The sequence below is a fragment of the Microbispora sp. ZYX-F-249 genome, assembly GCF_039649665.1.
Taxonomy (GTDB): Bacteria; Actinomycetota; Actinomycetes; order Streptosporangiales; family Streptosporangiaceae; genus Microbispora; species Microbispora maris.
The window spans coordinates 43741-58610 of sequence record NZ_JBDJAW010000035.1 but is presented as its reverse complement, the minus strand read 5'-3'; the positions used below and the strand labels follow the sequence as shown (position 1 = coordinate 58610).

The 14870-nt window shown below is 71.9% G+C and carries 16 protein-coding genes and 1 pseudogene; 8 read left to right on the top strand and 9 right to left on the bottom strand.

Annotation, left to right across the window (positions count from 1 at the left end; genetic code table 11):
• Positions 1–25: 25 nt before the first annotated feature.
• Entirely contained in the window at positions 26–1288 is a 1263-nt protein-coding gene (locus tag AAH991_RS31080) for an MFS transporter (protein ID WP_346229485.1), read from the bottom strand.
• Positions 1289–1323: 35 nt separating this feature from the next.
• A complete protein-coding gene (locus AAH991_RS31075) occupies positions 1324–1989 on the bottom strand; it encodes a GntR family transcriptional regulator (protein WP_346229484.1) in 666 nt (221 codons plus the stop codon).
• A 114-nt stretch (positions 1990–2103) separates the two neighbouring features.
• On the opposite strand from AAH991_RS31075, the gene AAH991_RS31070 reads away from it, so the two are divergent.
• On the top strand, positions 2104–2955 hold the full coding sequence (locus AAH991_RS31070; RefSeq protein ID WP_346229483.1) for a siderophore-interacting protein: 852 nt from the start codon (positions 2104–2106) through the stop codon (positions 2953–2955).
• Between the two features lie 26 nt (positions 2956–2981).
• Here the strand turns inward: AAH991_RS31070 and AAH991_RS31065 are convergent, their stop codons facing one another.
• On the bottom strand, positions 2982–3965 hold the full coding sequence (locus AAH991_RS31065) for an alpha/beta hydrolase (protein ID WP_346229482.1): 984 nt from the start codon (positions 3963–3965) through the stop codon (positions 2982–2984).
• Positions 3966–4140: 175 nt separating this feature from the next.
• On the opposite strand from AAH991_RS31065, the gene AAH991_RS31060 reads away from it, so the two are divergent.
• Positions 4141–4482, top strand: coding sequence for a hypothetical protein (locus AAH991_RS31060; protein ID WP_346229481.1), 342 nt, complete (start codon positions 4141–4143; stop codon positions 4480–4482).
• 206 nt (positions 4483–4688) lie between these two features.
• On the opposite strand, the gene AAH991_RS31055 is transcribed toward AAH991_RS31060, so the two are convergent.
• Complete coding sequence (locus AAH991_RS31055) at positions 4689–5522, bottom strand: fumarylacetoacetate hydrolase family protein (RefSeq protein WP_346229480.1); 834 nt, start codon at positions 5520–5522, stop codon at positions 4689–4691.
• A 264-nt stretch (positions 5523–5786) separates the two neighbouring features.
• On the opposite strand from AAH991_RS31055, the gene AAH991_RS31050 reads away from it, so the two are divergent.
• A complete protein-coding gene (locus AAH991_RS31050; protein ID WP_346229479.1) occupies positions 5787–6359 on the top strand; it encodes a ClpP family protease in 573 nt (190 codons plus the stop codon).
• On the top strand, positions 6356–6952 hold the full coding sequence (locus AAH991_RS31045) for a ClpP family protease (protein WP_346229478.1): 597 nt from the start codon (positions 6356–6358) through the stop codon (positions 6950–6952). Before AAH991_RS31050 ends, AAH991_RS31045 begins: the two co-directional genes overlap by 4 nt.
• Positions 6953–6955: 3 nt before the next feature.
• On the opposite strand, the gene AAH991_RS31040 is transcribed toward AAH991_RS31045, so the two are convergent.
• Both AAH991_RS31040 and AAH991_RS31035 read right to left on the bottom strand, forming a co-directional pair.
• Positions 6956–7333 carry a helix-turn-helix domain-containing protein gene (locus AAH991_RS31040; protein ID WP_346229477.1) on the bottom strand — a complete coding sequence of 126 codons (378 nt, stop codon included), beginning with the start codon at positions 7331–7333 and terminating at the stop codon, positions 6956–6958.
• Between the two features lie 79 nt (positions 7334–7412).
• Positions 7413–8147: a helix-turn-helix domain-containing protein gene (locus tag AAH991_RS31035; RefSeq protein WP_346229476.1), complete on the bottom strand. Its 735-nt coding sequence runs from the start codon at positions 8145–8147 to the stop codon at positions 7413–7415.
• Positions 8148–8291: 144 nt separating this feature from the next.
• Between AAH991_RS31035 and AAH991_RS31030 the strand changes: the two genes are divergently transcribed.
• The gene (locus AAH991_RS31030; RefSeq protein ID WP_346229475.1) at positions 8292–8828 is read left to right on the top strand and encodes an RNA 2'-phosphotransferase; all 537 of its coding nucleotides are present in this window, start codon (positions 8292–8294) and stop codon (positions 8826–8828) included.
• A 6-nt stretch (positions 8829–8834) separates the two neighbouring features.
• Here the strand turns inward: AAH991_RS31030 and AAH991_RS31025 are convergent, their stop codons facing one another.
• Together AAH991_RS31025 and AAH991_RS31020 are read right to left on the bottom strand one after the other, a co-directional pair.
• Positions 8835–9347: a hypothetical protein gene (locus AAH991_RS31025; protein WP_346229474.1), complete on the bottom strand. Its 513-nt coding sequence runs from the start codon at positions 9345–9347 to the stop codon at positions 8835–8837.
• Positions 9337–9765 carry a MarR family winged helix-turn-helix transcriptional regulator gene (locus AAH991_RS31020; RefSeq protein ID WP_346229473.1) on the bottom strand — a complete coding sequence of 143 codons (429 nt, stop codon included), beginning with the start codon at positions 9763–9765 and terminating at the stop codon, positions 9337–9339. Before AAH991_RS31020 ends, AAH991_RS31025 begins: the two co-directional genes overlap by 11 nt.
• Before the next feature lie 95 nt (positions 9766–9860).
• Here AAH991_RS31020 and AAH991_RS31015 point away from each other — a divergent pair, with 95 nt between their 5' ends.
• The 3 genes from AAH991_RS31015 to AAH991_RS31005 all read left to right on the top strand — a co-directional run bounded on the left by AAH991_RS31015 (position 9861) and on the right by AAH991_RS31005 (position 13553).
• Entirely contained in the window at positions 9861–12023 is a 2163-nt protein-coding gene (locus AAH991_RS31015) for a hypothetical protein (protein WP_346229472.1), read from the top strand.
• 314 nt (positions 12024–12337) lie between these two features.
• On the top strand, positions 12338–13219 hold the full coding sequence (locus AAH991_RS31010) for a hypothetical protein (protein ID WP_346229471.1): 882 nt from the start codon (positions 12338–12340) through the stop codon (positions 13217–13219).
• Between the two features lie 73 nt (positions 13220–13292).
• Positions 13293–13553, top strand: coding sequence for a hypothetical protein (locus AAH991_RS31005; RefSeq protein ID WP_346229470.1), 261 nt, complete (start codon positions 13293–13295; stop codon positions 13551–13553).
• A gap of 165 nt (positions 13554–13718) precedes the next feature.
• Here the strand turns inward: AAH991_RS31005 and AAH991_RS31000 are convergent.
• Positions 13719–14706: pseudogene (locus AAH991_RS31000) on the bottom strand (IS481 family transposase).
• Between the last annotated feature and the right edge of the window lie 164 nt (positions 14707–14870).

Genomic DNA, 14870 nt, shown 5'->3' with positions numbered 1-14870 from the left:
CAGAGGGCGCACGCCCTCGGGCCGGTCAGCGTGCCGGGGCCGCCGGCTCCGTGACCCGCGCGCCGGTCATGACGAGACCGAGGCAGACCAGGGCCGCGGCGGCCACCGCCGCCAGCATGACGGGGTAGGAGAGCCACGCCGACAACGTGGCGAGCACGGTGGGGAGCAGGAAGCCCGCGTAGGCGAGCGTGTAGTAGATGCCGGTCAGGCCGGCGAGGTCGTCGGCGCCGGCCATGCGCTGTATCTCCAGCAGCCCGGAGACCACCGCGATGCCGTAGCCCGCCCCCAGGGCGGCCGCGGCGACGGCCGCGAGCCATGGCGACAGCAGCACGGCGTTCGCCGCGCACAGCGCCGAGCCGGCGAGCGTCACCGCCATCGCCGCCACCGGAGCCCGTCCCGTCCGGGTGCCTGTCTCGCGGTGCAGCCTCCTGGCCACGGGCTGCACGGCCACACCCGTGCCCAGGGTCAGCACGGTCAGCCCGGTCGCGTACGCGAGTCCCCAGTCGCCCACGCGGAAGCCGACGAGCTGGGGCATGACGGCGTACGCGAGCCCGGCCGTGCCGAACACCCACGGCGCCATCGGCAGGACCACGAGCCGGAACCGCCTGCGGGCCGGCGCGGGGACACGCAGGTCGTTCACCAGCGTGGTGAGGAGCTCGCGGACCGAGCCCGTCCCGTGCGGGAGCGGCGGCCGTGTCTCCGGCACCCGCAGGAGCAGCACGGGGATCACCACGGCGAGCAGCAGATGGGCGACGTACGGCGTCACCATGGGCCACGGCCCCCACTGGGCCAGCACGCCCGCGACCCCCGCCCCGAGCCCGAAGCCCGCCGTCTGGCACAGCGCGGCGCGGCGCGCGGCGAGCCCGCCGTCCGCCCCGGCCGACAGCTCCTTCACCCAGCTGCTGCCCACCGCCATCGCGATGCCGACCGCGAAACCGGTGATCAGCCGCCCCGCGTAGATGGGCCACGCGCTCTGCCCGCCGAAGCAGAGCACCAGGCTCGCGACGGCCGAGGCGACGGCGCCGGTCACCAGCACGGGGCGCCGCCCGCGCCGGTCCGACACCGGCCCGGCGAGCAGGAGCCCGGGCACGAGCCCGACGACGTACGCGCCGAGGAAGGCGTCGACGCTGAGCGTGGAGTAGCCGCCGAGGCGGCGGTACATCAGCAGTAGCGGGGTGAACTGGTTGCCGCCCCAGCCGCAGGCGAACATCGCCGCGGCGACGGCCCGCCAGGAGTTCGGGGAGGGGACGGTGGCAGGCGACGGGGCGGCCTGCGGAATCTCGGGCATGGGAGGGTCAGACCTTCGGGGTGTCGGTGCGTGTCTCAGCCGTCGTCGCGGCCGGCGGTGTGCGGCGAGCCGTGCGTCCCGGTGAGGTGACGGAGCAGGGCCGAGGCGAACGCCGCCGCGTCGCCGGCGAGGAGATGGTTCAGCAGGGCCTCGTGCTCGTCGGCGAGGAGAGACAGCCGCTCCGGCCGCGGGAGGAGCGCGGAGATGCTCATCCGCCGCTGCCGGTCGCCCAGGGTGGCGTAGAACCGGCTGGCCAGCCGGTTCCCCGACGCCTCGACGACGCACCGGTGGAACGCCTCGTCCGCCTCGGCGAACCGGCCGACGTCCGAGGCCTCGGCGAGGGTCCGCTGGCGCCGCAGCAGTTCGCGCATCCGCTCGTGGTGATCGTCGCCCAGGCCGGTCCGCGCGATGCGCTCGGCCGCGGACCGCTCGAGCGCCAGCCGCAGCTCCAGCACGTCCGCCGCCTCGCCCGGCGGCACCGGCGCCACCACCGCGCCGCGCTTGGGGTGCAGCGTCAGCAGTTCCTCCGACTCCAGCCGGAGGAACGCCTCCCGGACGGGCGTGCGGCTCACGCGTACCCGTTCGGCGATCTCGCCCTCGCTGATGAGGCTTCCGCCGGGAAGCTCGCCGGACAGGATCAGCTCCTTGGTCACCGCGTACGCGGTGTGGGCGGCGGAGGGACGCTTCGCGGGATCGGCCATGCGAGGAGCCTAGCAGTCATGGATACAAGCTTGCATCTATGGCGCGGATGGAAGGTCACGATGGCCGCGCAATGTAGTTAGGCTTGCCTAAGAAGGCTGACGAAGGGAACCCCCATGGCGACGACCGAGCCGGCGCGGCGCCCGCCCCGCGCGACGACGGGCGTGGTGACGCGCACCGAACGGCTGACCCCGCACATGATCCGGGTGGTGCTCGGTGGTGAGGGACTCGCCGATTTCGACGCGGGCGAGTTCACCGACCACTACGTGAAGCTGCTGTTCCCGCTGCCGGGGGTGGACTACCCGGAGCCGTTCGACATCGCGGCGATCCGCGCCGAGCTGCCCCGGGACCAGTGGCCCAAGACGCGGACCTACACCGTACGGGCCTGGGACCCGGGGGCGCGGGAGCTCACCATCGACTTCGTCTATCACGGCGACGAGGGACTGGCCGGGCCCTGGGCGCTGCGGGCCCGGCCGGGCGACGTGCTCCGCTTCCTCGGCCCCGGCGGGGCGTACGCGCCGAGCGCGGAGGCCGACTGGCACCTGCTGGCCGGGGACGAGAGCGCGCTCCCGGCGATCGGCGCCGCTTTGGAGCGGCTCCCGGCCGGCGCGTCCGCCCGGGTGTTCGTCGAGGTGGAGGGCCCGGAGGAGGAGCAGAAGCTGCCGGCCGAGGGTGACGCGGAGATCGTGTGGCTGCACCGCCGTGGCCGGCCGGTGGGCGAGGCGCTGGTGCGGGCGGTGCGGGAGCTGGAGTTCCCCGAGGGCGTGGTGCACGCCTTCGTCCACGGCGAGGCGGGTTTCGTCAAGGAGCTGCGGCGCCACCTGCGCGTGGAGCGCGGCCTGCCGCTCGAGCGGCTGTCGATCTCCGGCTACTGGCGGCTGGGCCGCGACGAGGACGGCTGGCAGTCCTCCAAGCGCGACTGGAACCGCCAGGTCGAGGAGGAGGAGTCCGCCGCCCTCGGCGGCTGACCCGGCCGCCGCCGTACGAGCCCGGGCTACCCGCCGAGGACGCGGCGCAGCCAGCGCAGCCGGGCGGCGCGGGCGTCCCGCGAGACGGCCGCCTGCGGGACCATGAGATCGAAGCCGTGGAACCCGCCCGGCCACACGTGCAGCTCCGCGCTGCCTCCGGCCCGCCAGATCGCGGCGGCGTACGCCACGTCCTCGTCGCGGAACGTCTCGGCCGAGCCGACGTCGATGAAGGCGGGCGGCAGCCCGGACAGGTCGGTGGCGCGGGCCGGAGCGGCGTAGGGGGAGACGTCCGGGCCGCCGCGGGCGTCGCCGAGCAGGGCGCTCCACCCGGTCTCGTTCGCGGTGCGGTCCCAGACGCCGGACCCGGCCATCTGGTGGGACGACGGGGTGTCGTTACGGTCGTCGAGCATGGGGCACATCAGCATCTGCCCGGCCAGGGCGGGGCCGCCGCGGTCGCGGGCCATGAGCGCCAGCGCCGCGGCCAGGCCGCCGCCCGCGCTCGCCCCGGCGACGATGATGCGCTCCGGGTCGACCCCCAGCTCGGCGGCGTGGGCGGCGGTCCACACCAGGCCCGCGTAGCAGTCCTCGACCGGCGCCGGATGAGGATGCTCGGGCGCCAGCCGATACTCCACGGACACGACGACGAGCCGGAGCTCCTGCGCCCAGTCGAGCACGACATCGAGGCCCACCCGGTTGTCACCGATGATCATCCCTCCGCCGTGCGCGTGGTAGACGGCGGCGAGCGGGGTGGTGGCGCCCGCCGGGCGGCAGATGAGCAGGGAGACGCCGGGCGCGCCGTCCGGGCCGGGCACCGCCCGCTCCTCCACCTCGAAGGCGCCGCCCCGGCTGAGCGCCTCGTCGGGCAGGCTTGGGCCGTTCGCCATCCCCGCCCGCAGGAGCGGGATCATGTCCGGAGTCAGCGACGGCGGCAGCGTCTCGCCGAACGCGGCGAGCGCGGCGGCCAGCTCCGGGTCGAAGGGCGGCGGGGTGGCGGGAAGAGTGCTGCTCAATGAGGCCTCCCGTATCGTGACTGGTCCGTGAAAGACGGCGGCGATTGCGGCGCCACCCGCGGCCACTACCCCGCCGTCCGCGCGTACGAGCGGCGGCGCGTTTTAGATCCGCGTTATCCGCCGGTGGTTATGGTGACGCCCGACGACGTCTCGGGGAGCGGTCTCGGGAGTGCCCATGTCACAGCGAAAGGTCAAGCGTATGCGCGCCGCCATGCGGCGCGAGGAGGCCAGGCGGCGCGAGGAGCGCAGGCGGCTGATGCGGAAGATCACGTACGCCGCCGCAGCCGTCGTGTCGGTGGTGGCCGTGGCGACCGGGGTGCTGGTGTTCACCACCGCCGGCGCGACCAACACGGCCACACCGGCGGCGGACGCCTCGCCGCCTCCGTCGACGGCGGGACCCGTCAAACCGTCGGCCACGCCGTCGGATGCCGCCTCGCCCGCCGGCGCCGCCTCGCCCGCCGGTGCCGCCTCGACGTCGGGCACCGCATCGCCCAAGGCGGCGACGCCCGCCGGATGAGGCACCGCCGTGACCCGGGCCGCCGCTCGGGTCACGGCACGTGTCACGGCGCTGGTGGCGGCCCGGGGCGTGGGGCCGCGGTGTCCTGCGTCCGTGTCCTCCTGCGTCCGTGTCCTCCTGCGTCCGTGTCCTGCGTCCGTGTCCTGCGTCCGTGTCCTGCGTCCGCCGGCCGCGCGGACCGCCGCCCGCGATGCGGACGGGGACGTTCACGGCCGCTGCTCCGGGCCGACGATGGGCGTGCGCAGCACGCCGAGCCGGTCGATCTCCACCTCGACCACGTCCCCCGGCCGCAGGAAGCGCGGCGGGTCGCGCACGTAGCCCACGCCCTCCGGCGTGCCGGTGGCGAGCACGTCGCCCGGCTGGAGGGTGAACGCATGGCTGACCAGCGACAGCAGCTCGCCGACACCGAAGATCATGTCGCGCGTGTTCCCGTCCTGGACGGTCTCGCCGTTGACCCGGGTCCGCAGGCGCAGCCCGTCGGCCAGGTCGCCCACCTCGTCGGCGGTGACCAGCGGCCCCATGGGTCCGCTGCGGTCGGCGTTCTTGCCCAGCGTCCACTGCGCGGTGAGCTTCTGCGCGGCGCGGGCGGTGAGGTCGTTGAAGGCGGCGTAGCCGAGCACGGACGCCGCGGCGGTCGCCTCGTCGGCGTCGATCAGCCGCCGTCCCACGACGGCGGCGACCTCGCCCTCCCAGTCCAGGCCGGGCTCACCGGCCGGCACCGGAGCGGGAGTCCCGCTCACTGTGAGGGTCGAGGCCCAGCGGCCGGAGACGGTCGGATGCCGTGGCGGGGTGAAGCCGCCCACCGCCGCGTGCGACCGGTAGTTGAGCCCGACGCAGACCACCCGGGCCCACGGCGGCACCGGCGGCGCGAGCTCGGCCTCCGCGACCGGGTGCAGCCCGACGTCCGTACGGCGGGCCTGCGGCAGCCAGCGGCCGAGGTCGGCGTAGAAGTCGCCGACCTCGGCGATCGGGGTGACCCGGTCGCCGATCCGGACGGCGACGTCCACCCGTCGCCCGTCGCGAATGCCGACGAGCTTCACGCGATCCCCTTCCGACGGACGTGCCGGACGTCGGAGACGACGCCGGCGAAAGGTCCATCCGGCCGGTGACGCGTCTGGTGCGCCTCCGGTCGCCGGGCGTCCCGCCGTGTGAGCGGCAGGTCCTCTCACCAGGGCGTACCCGCCGCCGGCCGCGTTCGCCCAGACCCATGCGTCTGCCCTCGGCAGACATACCGACAGGTCGCGGGGCTGCGCGGATACAACTGCGCCATGAGTGTTTCATCGAGCACTGGTTACCGGGATCGGATGAACGAGAAGCTGTTCCAGCAACGGACCCTGCTGTTGACCGGAGAGGTCGACGACGAGATGGCCGAGCGGGTGTGCGCCGAGATGGTGTTGCTGGCCTCGGAGGACTCCGAACGGGACATCGTCCTGTACATCAATTCGCCGGGAGGGTCCGTGCTGGCCGGGCTGGCGATCTACGACACGATGAAGCTGGTGCCGAACGACGTCGTCACCGTCGCGCTGGGGCTGGCGGCGAGCATGGGCCAGGTGCTGCTGGCCTCCGGCACGCACGGCAAGCGGATGAGCCTCGCGCACAGCCGCATCATGATGCATCAGCCGTCGGCCGGCATCGGCGGCACGGCGATCGACATCTCGATCCAGGCCGAGAACCTCAAGTACATGAAGCGGCAGTCCGAGGAGATCCTCGCGGCCGAGACGGGACGCACGGTCGCGGAGATCGCCGCCGACAGCGACCGCGACCGATGGTTCACCGCAGAGCAGGCCCGCGACTACGGGATCATCGACGAGATCGTCGGCTCATTCCACGGCCTCGCGCCCTTCGCCGTTTCCAACCGGATGGGGTTCTCGTCATGAGCCAGTACACGATCCCGTACGTGGTCGAGAAGACCCCGGTGGGGGAGCGGTCGTTCGATATCTTCAGCAGGCTGCTCAACGAGCGGATCATCTTCCTCGGCACCGAGATCGACGACGGCGTCGCGAACGTCGTGATGGCGCAGTTGCTCCACCTGGAGGCGGAGAGCCCGGACCAGGAGATCAACCTGTACATCAACTCCCCGGGCGGCTCGTCGACCGCGATGCTCGCGATCTACGACACCATGCAGTTCATCCGCGCGAAGGTCGCGACGTACTGCATGGGCCAGGCGGCCTCCGCGGCCGCGGTGCTGTTCGCCGCCGGCGCCCCCGGGCGGCGGTTCATGCTCGCCCACTCCCGCGTGCTGCTGCACCAGCCGTCCACGAAGGGCCAGGGCACCATCTCCGACCTCACCCTGCAGGCGGACGAGGTGATGCGCGTACGCGCGCAGACCGAGGAGATCCTGAGCCGTCACACCGGAGTGGACGTCGCGCGGCTGCACGAGGACACCGTCCGGGACCGGGTCTTCAGCGCCCGGGAGGCCGTCGAGTACGGCCTGGCCGACGAGCTGCTCTTCACCCGCGAGCCGTCGTAGCGCTCACGCCGCCAGCAGCTCCACCCGTGGCGTGCCGGTGGGCCTGTGCGCCGCGAGCCGGCGCGACGCCGTGATCCGCCGGACGGCACGGGTGAGCAGCTGCTCGATCGGCAGACCGAGTGCGTCACACACCGAATGCAGCATCTCCGACGACGGCTCCTTGCGGCCGCGCTCGACCTCCGACAGGTACTGCTTGGACATGCCCACCGCCCGCGCCACGTCGTCGAGCGTGCGGTCCTGGTCGAGCCGCTCGTCGCGGAGAATTACCCCGTAGACCGTGCGCAGCAACGGGTCCGGGCCGTCGGGGGTTTCCGGGGCGCGCTCCTTCACGGCCCGGCGCGTCCGGATGTCGACGACCACTGATCGGTCCGAGGCTGCCATGCCTGGGAGTCTGGCATGTCCGGAGCCCCGGCGGACCGCCTGTTCGCGGACAGATGAGCGGAAGTCGCCGTCGGCGGGGTCAGGAGAGCCTGTGGCCGCCCAGGGAGATCTGCGTCTCGGGCATGGGAGCGAAGAAGTCGAAGTTGGGCGGCGGGCCGACCCTCCGCTCCAGTGTCCTCACGACGTGCCGGACGTCCTCGTTCGGGCCCGCGAGGTAGAACGGCTTGCCGTCCTTGCCGAAGGCGATGGCCGACTTGTCCTCCCACGCGCCGAGGTGGCCGGCCGCCCCGGCCACGTCCGTGGCCGGCTCGAAGCCGAGGTCGCGCGCGTAGTCGACCGCGCCGAAGACGAGGTGCCGGACCAGGTCGAGCGGCGCCTCCCGCCAGCCGTGCGTGTAGATCCTGAACCACTTCGGGAGGAAGCGGTGCAGCTCCACCTCGCTCATCACGTCGGGGCCGACGGTGTGCTTGACGCCCAGGCAGTAGACGTCGACGAGGTAGGCGCAGACCGACAGCTTGTCCCAGCCGTGCTTGCGCGCCACCACCACGCTGACCGTGCCCGCGGTCTCCTGGCCGTCCGGGACGTCGTCCGCCCAGCCGGTCGTTTCCGGCACGCCCAGTCCCTCGCTCCAGCCGGCGTTGATCCAGCACCCCGCGAGTTCGGCCTCGGCGGCCTGCCCGCCCTTCTGCTCGGCCACCGCCCGGATGTACGGCGCGACCGCCGCCGGCGCCATGCCCAGCGCGCGGGCGATCTGCTTGGGGGAGCGGCCCTGTCCGCGGAGCTCGCGGACCTTCTCCAAGATCGAGCTGTCCATAGGGTCCGAAGCCTACCGGCTGTCCCTCACGGGCCGGGATGGACCGATCGGCCGGTTCGAGCCCCTCGAAGCGGCAGACGTCAGGATCATGCCCGACGCCATAAAGTGATCTCGACGGGGAGACGGCGGGACCGGAGGACGGTGATGGACGAGCGGCGGCTGGTGCGGGTCTCCAAGTACCTCGCCAGGCATCTGCGCCACCAGCCCGAGGCCATCGGCATCGAACTCGACGCGCACGGCTGGGTGGACGTCGACGCGCTGCTGACGGCGGCGGCCTCGCACGGGTTCCCGATCTCGCGGGCCGAGCTGGAGCAGGTGGTCGACGGCAACGACAAACGGCGCTACGTGATCGAGGGCGATCGGATCCGGGCCAGCCAGGGACACTCGGTACGCGTCGACCTCGACCTGCCGGTGGTCGAGCCGCCCCCGGTCCTCTACCACGGCACGGTCGCCCGGAACGTCGGGGCGATTCGCGCGGAGGGGCTGCGGCCGATGGCCCGCCATCACGTCCACCTGTCCCCGGACCGGGAGACCGCCACCCGCGTCGGCGCACGCAGGGGCAAGCCGGTCGTGCTCGTGGTGAACGCGGCCGGGATGCACGCGGCAGGGCACGAGTTCAGGGTGAGCGCCAACGGCGTCTGGCTGGTGGACCACGTCCCGGCGGACTTCATCTGGTGGTGAGCACCGTCATCCGTGTTCGGCGTGCCGGCCGTGGTCGGAGACCTGGGCGTCGAACCAGGCGTGCAGCGCCTTCACCAGGGTGGGCTCGCCGGTGGTGTAGGTGATCCGGGCGCCGTCGGGCATGTCGGTGTAGCGGATGTCGATGCGGGTGTGCCCTTCCCGAAGGTCGTGCAGGCCGGGCATGTGGTCGCCGTGGATGGATGCGGGGTCGCCGAAGTCGCCCTCGCGGAAGGCGGCCACTTCCTCGGTGAGGTGCTGCCGGATGAGGGTGATCTGCCGTACGTCGGAGGGGTCGTCGGCGGTGACGGTCTGCACGCCGCCGGTCGCCGTCTTGCCGAACCGGTGTGTGGTGCGGTCCAGGTCGAAGGGCATCACCGTGCGGCCCCTGGCGGCGACCTCCGCCTGACGCCCGGCCGGTGTCTGATGCTGCCCGTGGTCCTGGCCGGAGGGTGCGCAGCCGGCCGCTGCCAGCGCCAGAGCGGCCAGGAGCAGCCCGGCGCGCCGGTGTTCACGCGTCATCCATCGCCTCCGTGAGGATGCCGAGGGCGCGCAGCACCGCCGCGCGTTCATGTTCGGGGACGCGGCCGAGGACGGCGGAGAAGCGATCCGCTCTGGCCCGGGCGAGTCGCGCGGCCGCGTCGGCGCCGTCGGCAGTGAGCCGGACCAGGACGCCGCGGCCGTCGTCGGGAGTCGGGGTGCGTTCGGCCCAGCCGCGCTTGATGAGCTGGGTGACCAGGCGGCTGGTGGTGCTCTTCTCCAGGCGCAGCCGATGAGCGAGGTCGTGCTGCCGCAGGGCGCCGTCCCTGGCCAGCTCGCCCAGGGCATGGGCCTCCGAGACCGGGATGGGCTGCCCGCAGGGGGTCCGGTCGGGCTGGTGCAGGCCGAAGGCGCGAACGAACCTCGCCACGGCCTCCTGCAGGCGCATCTCCTCCGACATGGTTCGACCATACAACCAAAATTGTTGTATAGCACAACCATCTCGCGTGATATTCGGGTGGCGATGGGCCTGGGGACGCCCTATATCGTGCGTTCGTGGAAGAACTGATCATCGCTCGGCGCCTGCGCGTGCCCGTCGACAGCGCGGGGGACGAGACGTCCGACTGGGGCGGGGTGGCCGCCCGGCAGCTCGACGCGGCGCTGCTCAGCGTGGGGTTCACGTGCTCGCCGGCGCTGCTCGCCCGCCTGGCCCGGCTGCCCGGCGAGCAGGTGATCGACCTCGGCGTGCGCGTTCTGGCCGCGGTCCGCCGTCTGGTCGGCGATCACGTCGAGCACAACGCCTACTTCGTCGACTTCCCGGACAACGTCCCGGACACCCTGGAGTTCTGGGCGGGGCTGCTGCGCGAGGCCATGCTCGACCCGGTCGCCGCCGCCCGGCTCCGGCCGGACGTCCTCAACCTGCTGGACCTGCCGCGATACGGGAGCTACCGGCACACGTACGCCGACCTGCTGGCCGCGCACGCCGAGCTGATCCCCCTGGCGAAGGACCGGGTGACCGTGCTGGAGCTGGGCGGGAGCCTGCGCGACGAAGCGCGGGAGCTCTATCTCTCGCTGGCCGGCTCCGAGGTGCCGCTCGCCGCCGAGGACCTGGCGGCTCTGCGCGCGCTGGCCGCCTTCCGCGCCGGCGTCGCTGCCGACTCCGGGGCTGACTTCGGGGCCGACTTCGGGGCCGACGACCGGCCCGAGCACATCCCCGTACGCGAGAACCGGGCGGTGGTCAACGAAGCGCGGCTGGCCGCGGGGCGGCCGCTGCTCGTCGACACCGTGACGGACGTCCTCCGGCTGGCCGCCGCCTGCTCCGGCGGCGACGTCACCCTGACCACACCCACCCGGCTGCGCTCCTTCCGCCGCGCCGAACGCCGCATCCTGCTGGCCGCCCTGGACACCGTCCCGGCCGCCAAGCACGGGGACGTGCTCCGCCACCGGGAGCAGTGGAAGCGGCTCGGCGAGCGGCTGCACCCCCACGAGTATCCGCAGTTCCCCCGGGCCGCCCAGGTCTTCGACGTGGCCAGGGGTGTGCGCAGGGCGGCGAGCCTCGGCAGTCGCGTCGAGGCCGCGCTCGCCGCGGGCCGTACGGAGGAAGCCGTCCCGCTGCTGGAGCACACGCCCGGCGCACTGCTGCGCCGCCTCGACCACCTGCTGCGCACGGGCGGCGGCTCGGCCGTACTGGAGGCGGCGGGCAGGTCCGCCGCCCGGGCCTCCGGCCGCGTACTGCTCTCCCTGCGGGAGCACCTGCAGAACCGGCTCGCCCCCGCGGACCGGGTGTTCACCAACCGGTCCGGCAGAGCGTGGACGACGCCCGATACCCGCCCTCCCCTCGACGAAGAGGCACTGCACCGGACGCTCGCCATCCTCGACGAGGAGATCGGCCGCCGCCTGCCCGACCCCGGCGAGCTGATCGTCGACCCCGCCGTACTCGACGTGGCGCTGCCCCTGTCGGGCAAGGCCGTCGCGCCCGGGCTGGGGATGCTGCCCCGCGGTTCGCTGTCGGCCGTGGACGGTGAGCTGCTCCGGTTCTTCGTGCACTGGCGGCAGCGCGAGAGGCGCACCGACTACGACCTGTCCGCGCTCATGCTCGACGCCACGTACGACAACCCGAGGCACATCTCGTGGACGTCCTACACGAACGGCTTCGCGACCTATTCGGGCGACCTCACCGCGGCATCCGACGGTGCCTCGGAGTTCATCGACGTACGTCTCGCCGGGGCGACCAAGCCGATCATCATCCCGCAGGTCCACATCTACGCGGGGGAGCCGTTCGACGAGGCCGCCGAGGCGTTCTTCGGCTACATGACCAGGGACGCCGAGCAGGAGGGCAGGCCGTTCGAGCCGCGTACGGTCCGGATGAAGTCGGACCTGCGCGGGTCCGGCCGCGTCGCGCTCCCGCTCGTGTTCCTGCGAGGGGAGGACGGCGCGTGGCGGGTGAAATGGTTGCACCTCTACCTGTCCGGCCGTCCGGGGTTCAACCAGGTGGAGGGCAACCGGGTGACCACGTCGCTGCTCGTGCGCTCGATCGTGGAGCGGGACTACCTCGGCGTCGGTTACCTGGCCGGCCTGCTCGGGGCCAAGTCCTCCGTGTCCACCGCGTCTCACGGTGGCGGGCAGGTCACGTACATCGGGCTCGAGGCGCCCACCGATCTTCCCGAAGGGGCGCGGGTCTACACGCCCGCCACCCTGCACGAGCTGATCCCCGCCTGATATCTTGATGATCGCAAGGCCATGGAAGGGCTTCCTTCTCACCTCTCTTGGATCCGGTCTGCCCGTGAGGGCGCCGGGCTGGTTCTAGCTCTTCCGCTTTCCTTGCGCTCGGCGGGTGAGGCCATTCGGAGGCTTCCTTCTCACCTGGTTCGATTCCAGGTAGGCCCATGGGCCTGCTGGTACATCTAGCTTCCGAGCTCTCTTCACCCGCCCCGCAGTAGCAGTCGGCGTTCCGGCGAGACGGAGGGTAACGAAAGAATTACAGAACGTTATAGTGACCTCGTCGTCCGATGTGGCGTCGATACGGTCACGCAGTGGCACTAGCCGAACACGAAGCCCTCGTCCGCCTGTTCTGTGAACGACCCGACCTCGCCGCCGACCTGCTTACCCGGTCCCTGCGAGTGCAGCTGCCCGACTACGACTACGCGGGCCTCGAATCGGCCGATCTCACCCAGGTCACACCTACTGAACGTCGCGCCGACTCGGTCATCGTGTTCCGTCGTAAACGGCCGGAGGCCGATCCCCAGCCCGTTCTCGCCGTGATCGTGGAAGTTCAGCGTGGCCCGGACCCCGGCAAGATCTGGTCCTGGCCGATGTACCTCGTCAGCCTGCGTACCCGCCTCGAATGCCCGGTCATCTTGCTGGTCGTGTGCCCCGAAGCGTCGGTCGCCCGCTGGTGCGCCCGTCCGATCGAGCTGGGCCATCCCGGGCTGGTGTTGAAACCGCTGGTCGCCGGCCCGAACGAGGTGCCCGTCATCACCGACCCCGGCCAGGCGGCCGAGGACATCGAACTCGCGGTGCTCTCGGCGATTCACCACGCCGCCACGCCGGAGGGCCCCGACATCCTCAACGCCCTGTTCGCCGCGCTGCACAATCTCGACCGTGACCTGGGGGGTATGTACGCTGACATGGTTCGTGCGGCGCTGCCTCGAGAGGTCTGGGATCACTTGGAGGAGCACTTGAAGACCGAAACATACGAGTACCTCAGCGACTGGGCCCGAGACAACATCGCCAAGGGCAAGGCCGAAGGACAGGCCGAGGCGATCCTGACGGTCCTGTCGGCCCGAGGCATCGAGGTGTCCGAGGACGTTTCCGAGAAGATCCGGAAATGTCATGACTTCGACCGGCTGGCCGCCTGGCTCCGGGCAGCCGCCACGGTCGACTCCTCCGACGCGCTGCTCGACGACATCTCGTGACGCCGTCCGAGCGGTGACGTGGTCCGGCTGCGCTGCCGCCGCCGGGCAGGGGGCTTTGCGGTTGGAGGAGCACTTGAAGACCGAGACGTACGAGTACCTCAGCGACTGGGCCCGAGACAACATCGCCAAGGGCAAGGCCGAAGGCAAGGCGGAGGGCAAGGCCGAAGGACAGGCTGAGGCGATCCTGACGGTCCTGTCGGCCCGAGGCATCGAGGTGTCCGAGGACGTTTCCGAGAAGATCCGGAAATGTCATGACTTCGACCGGCTGGCCGCTTGGCTCCGGGCAGCCGCCACGGTCGACTCCTCCGACGCGCTGCTCGACGACATCTCGTGACGCCGTCCGGGCGGTGACGTGGCCCCGCTGTGCCGGGTGCCCGGGGACACGGCAAGCGGTTCTCCCTTCAGCGGGGCGGAGAACGACTGGGCCAGCGCGTTTGTCCCAGCACTGTCCGCTGCGCCCGACTGACAGTCGCACGCCCAGCTCGTGGGCGAGCTGGGCCTAGTTGTACTGCTCCGAAAGGTTGGTGACGCGGCTGATGGGTGGCTGGCCTTTCAACGCGGTGTGTCCGCGGTGATGGTTGTACATGTGCAGCCAGGGATCAAGTGCGGCGCGTCGTTCGGCTTCTGAGGCGTACGGGCGGGCGTAGGCCCATTCGTCGGCCAAGGTGCGGTGGAAGCGTTCGACCTTGCCGTTGGTTTGCGGGCGGTAGGGGCGGGTGCGCTTGTGGGTGATGCCCAGCCGGGCGCAGGTCTCGCCCCACAGCTGGGAGCGGTAACAGCTGCCGTTATCGGTCAGGACGCGTTCGATGACGATGGTGCGGGCCGCGAACCAGGTCTGGGCACGCAGGAGGAATGCGGTCGCCGTTTCCTTGGTCTCATCGGCCAGGATCTCGGTGTAGGCCAGGCGGGAGTGGTCGTCCAGTGCCGTGTGCAGGAAGCCGTGGCCCAGGCGGGGGTTGCCGTGGGCGTTGCGCGAGGCGGTTGGGTGGCCTGGCGGTTGCGCCGGCGGCGCGGCCCAGGACGCGGTGACCGTCACCGTCGGGGATGTTGCCCAGCTTCTTGACGTCGATGTGGACCAGCTCGCCCGGGCGGTCACGCTCGTAGCGGCGGACAGGTGAACCGCTCGCGCGATCCAGGTGAGCCAGGGGCGGCATGCCGTACCGGACCAGTACCCGGTGCACGGTGGAGGGGGCCAGGCCCAGGCGGGCGGCGATTCGGGCGGGTCCGAGCCGATGGGTGACGCGGAGCTTGCAGATGCGCCGTTCGGTCCGCTGTGGGGTACGGGCCGGGCTGCGGCGCGGCCGGGAAAACCGTTCGGTCATGCCGGCTGGGCCCAGTTGTCGATAGCGGCGGGCCCAGCGGGCGGCGGTGGTGTGGGAGACCTGGAAGCGTTCGGCCGCGCGGCGGATGCTCCAGCCGTCCTCGACGATGCAACGCGCGAGCCGGAGTCTGCCGGTTTCGGTCAGCGGGGCGTTACGGTGGGGCATGAGGGCCTCCGGGCGATGTGAATCTTGGTCGACTCACACCACGCCAGAAGGCCCTCACCCTTTTCAAGGTCATCGACAGCGTGTCGCCGATCCTGCTCCGCTGTCACCCACGTCCATGGGCAGAACACCTAGGGCAGACGGTTTGGTGCCGGCACCAATGACAC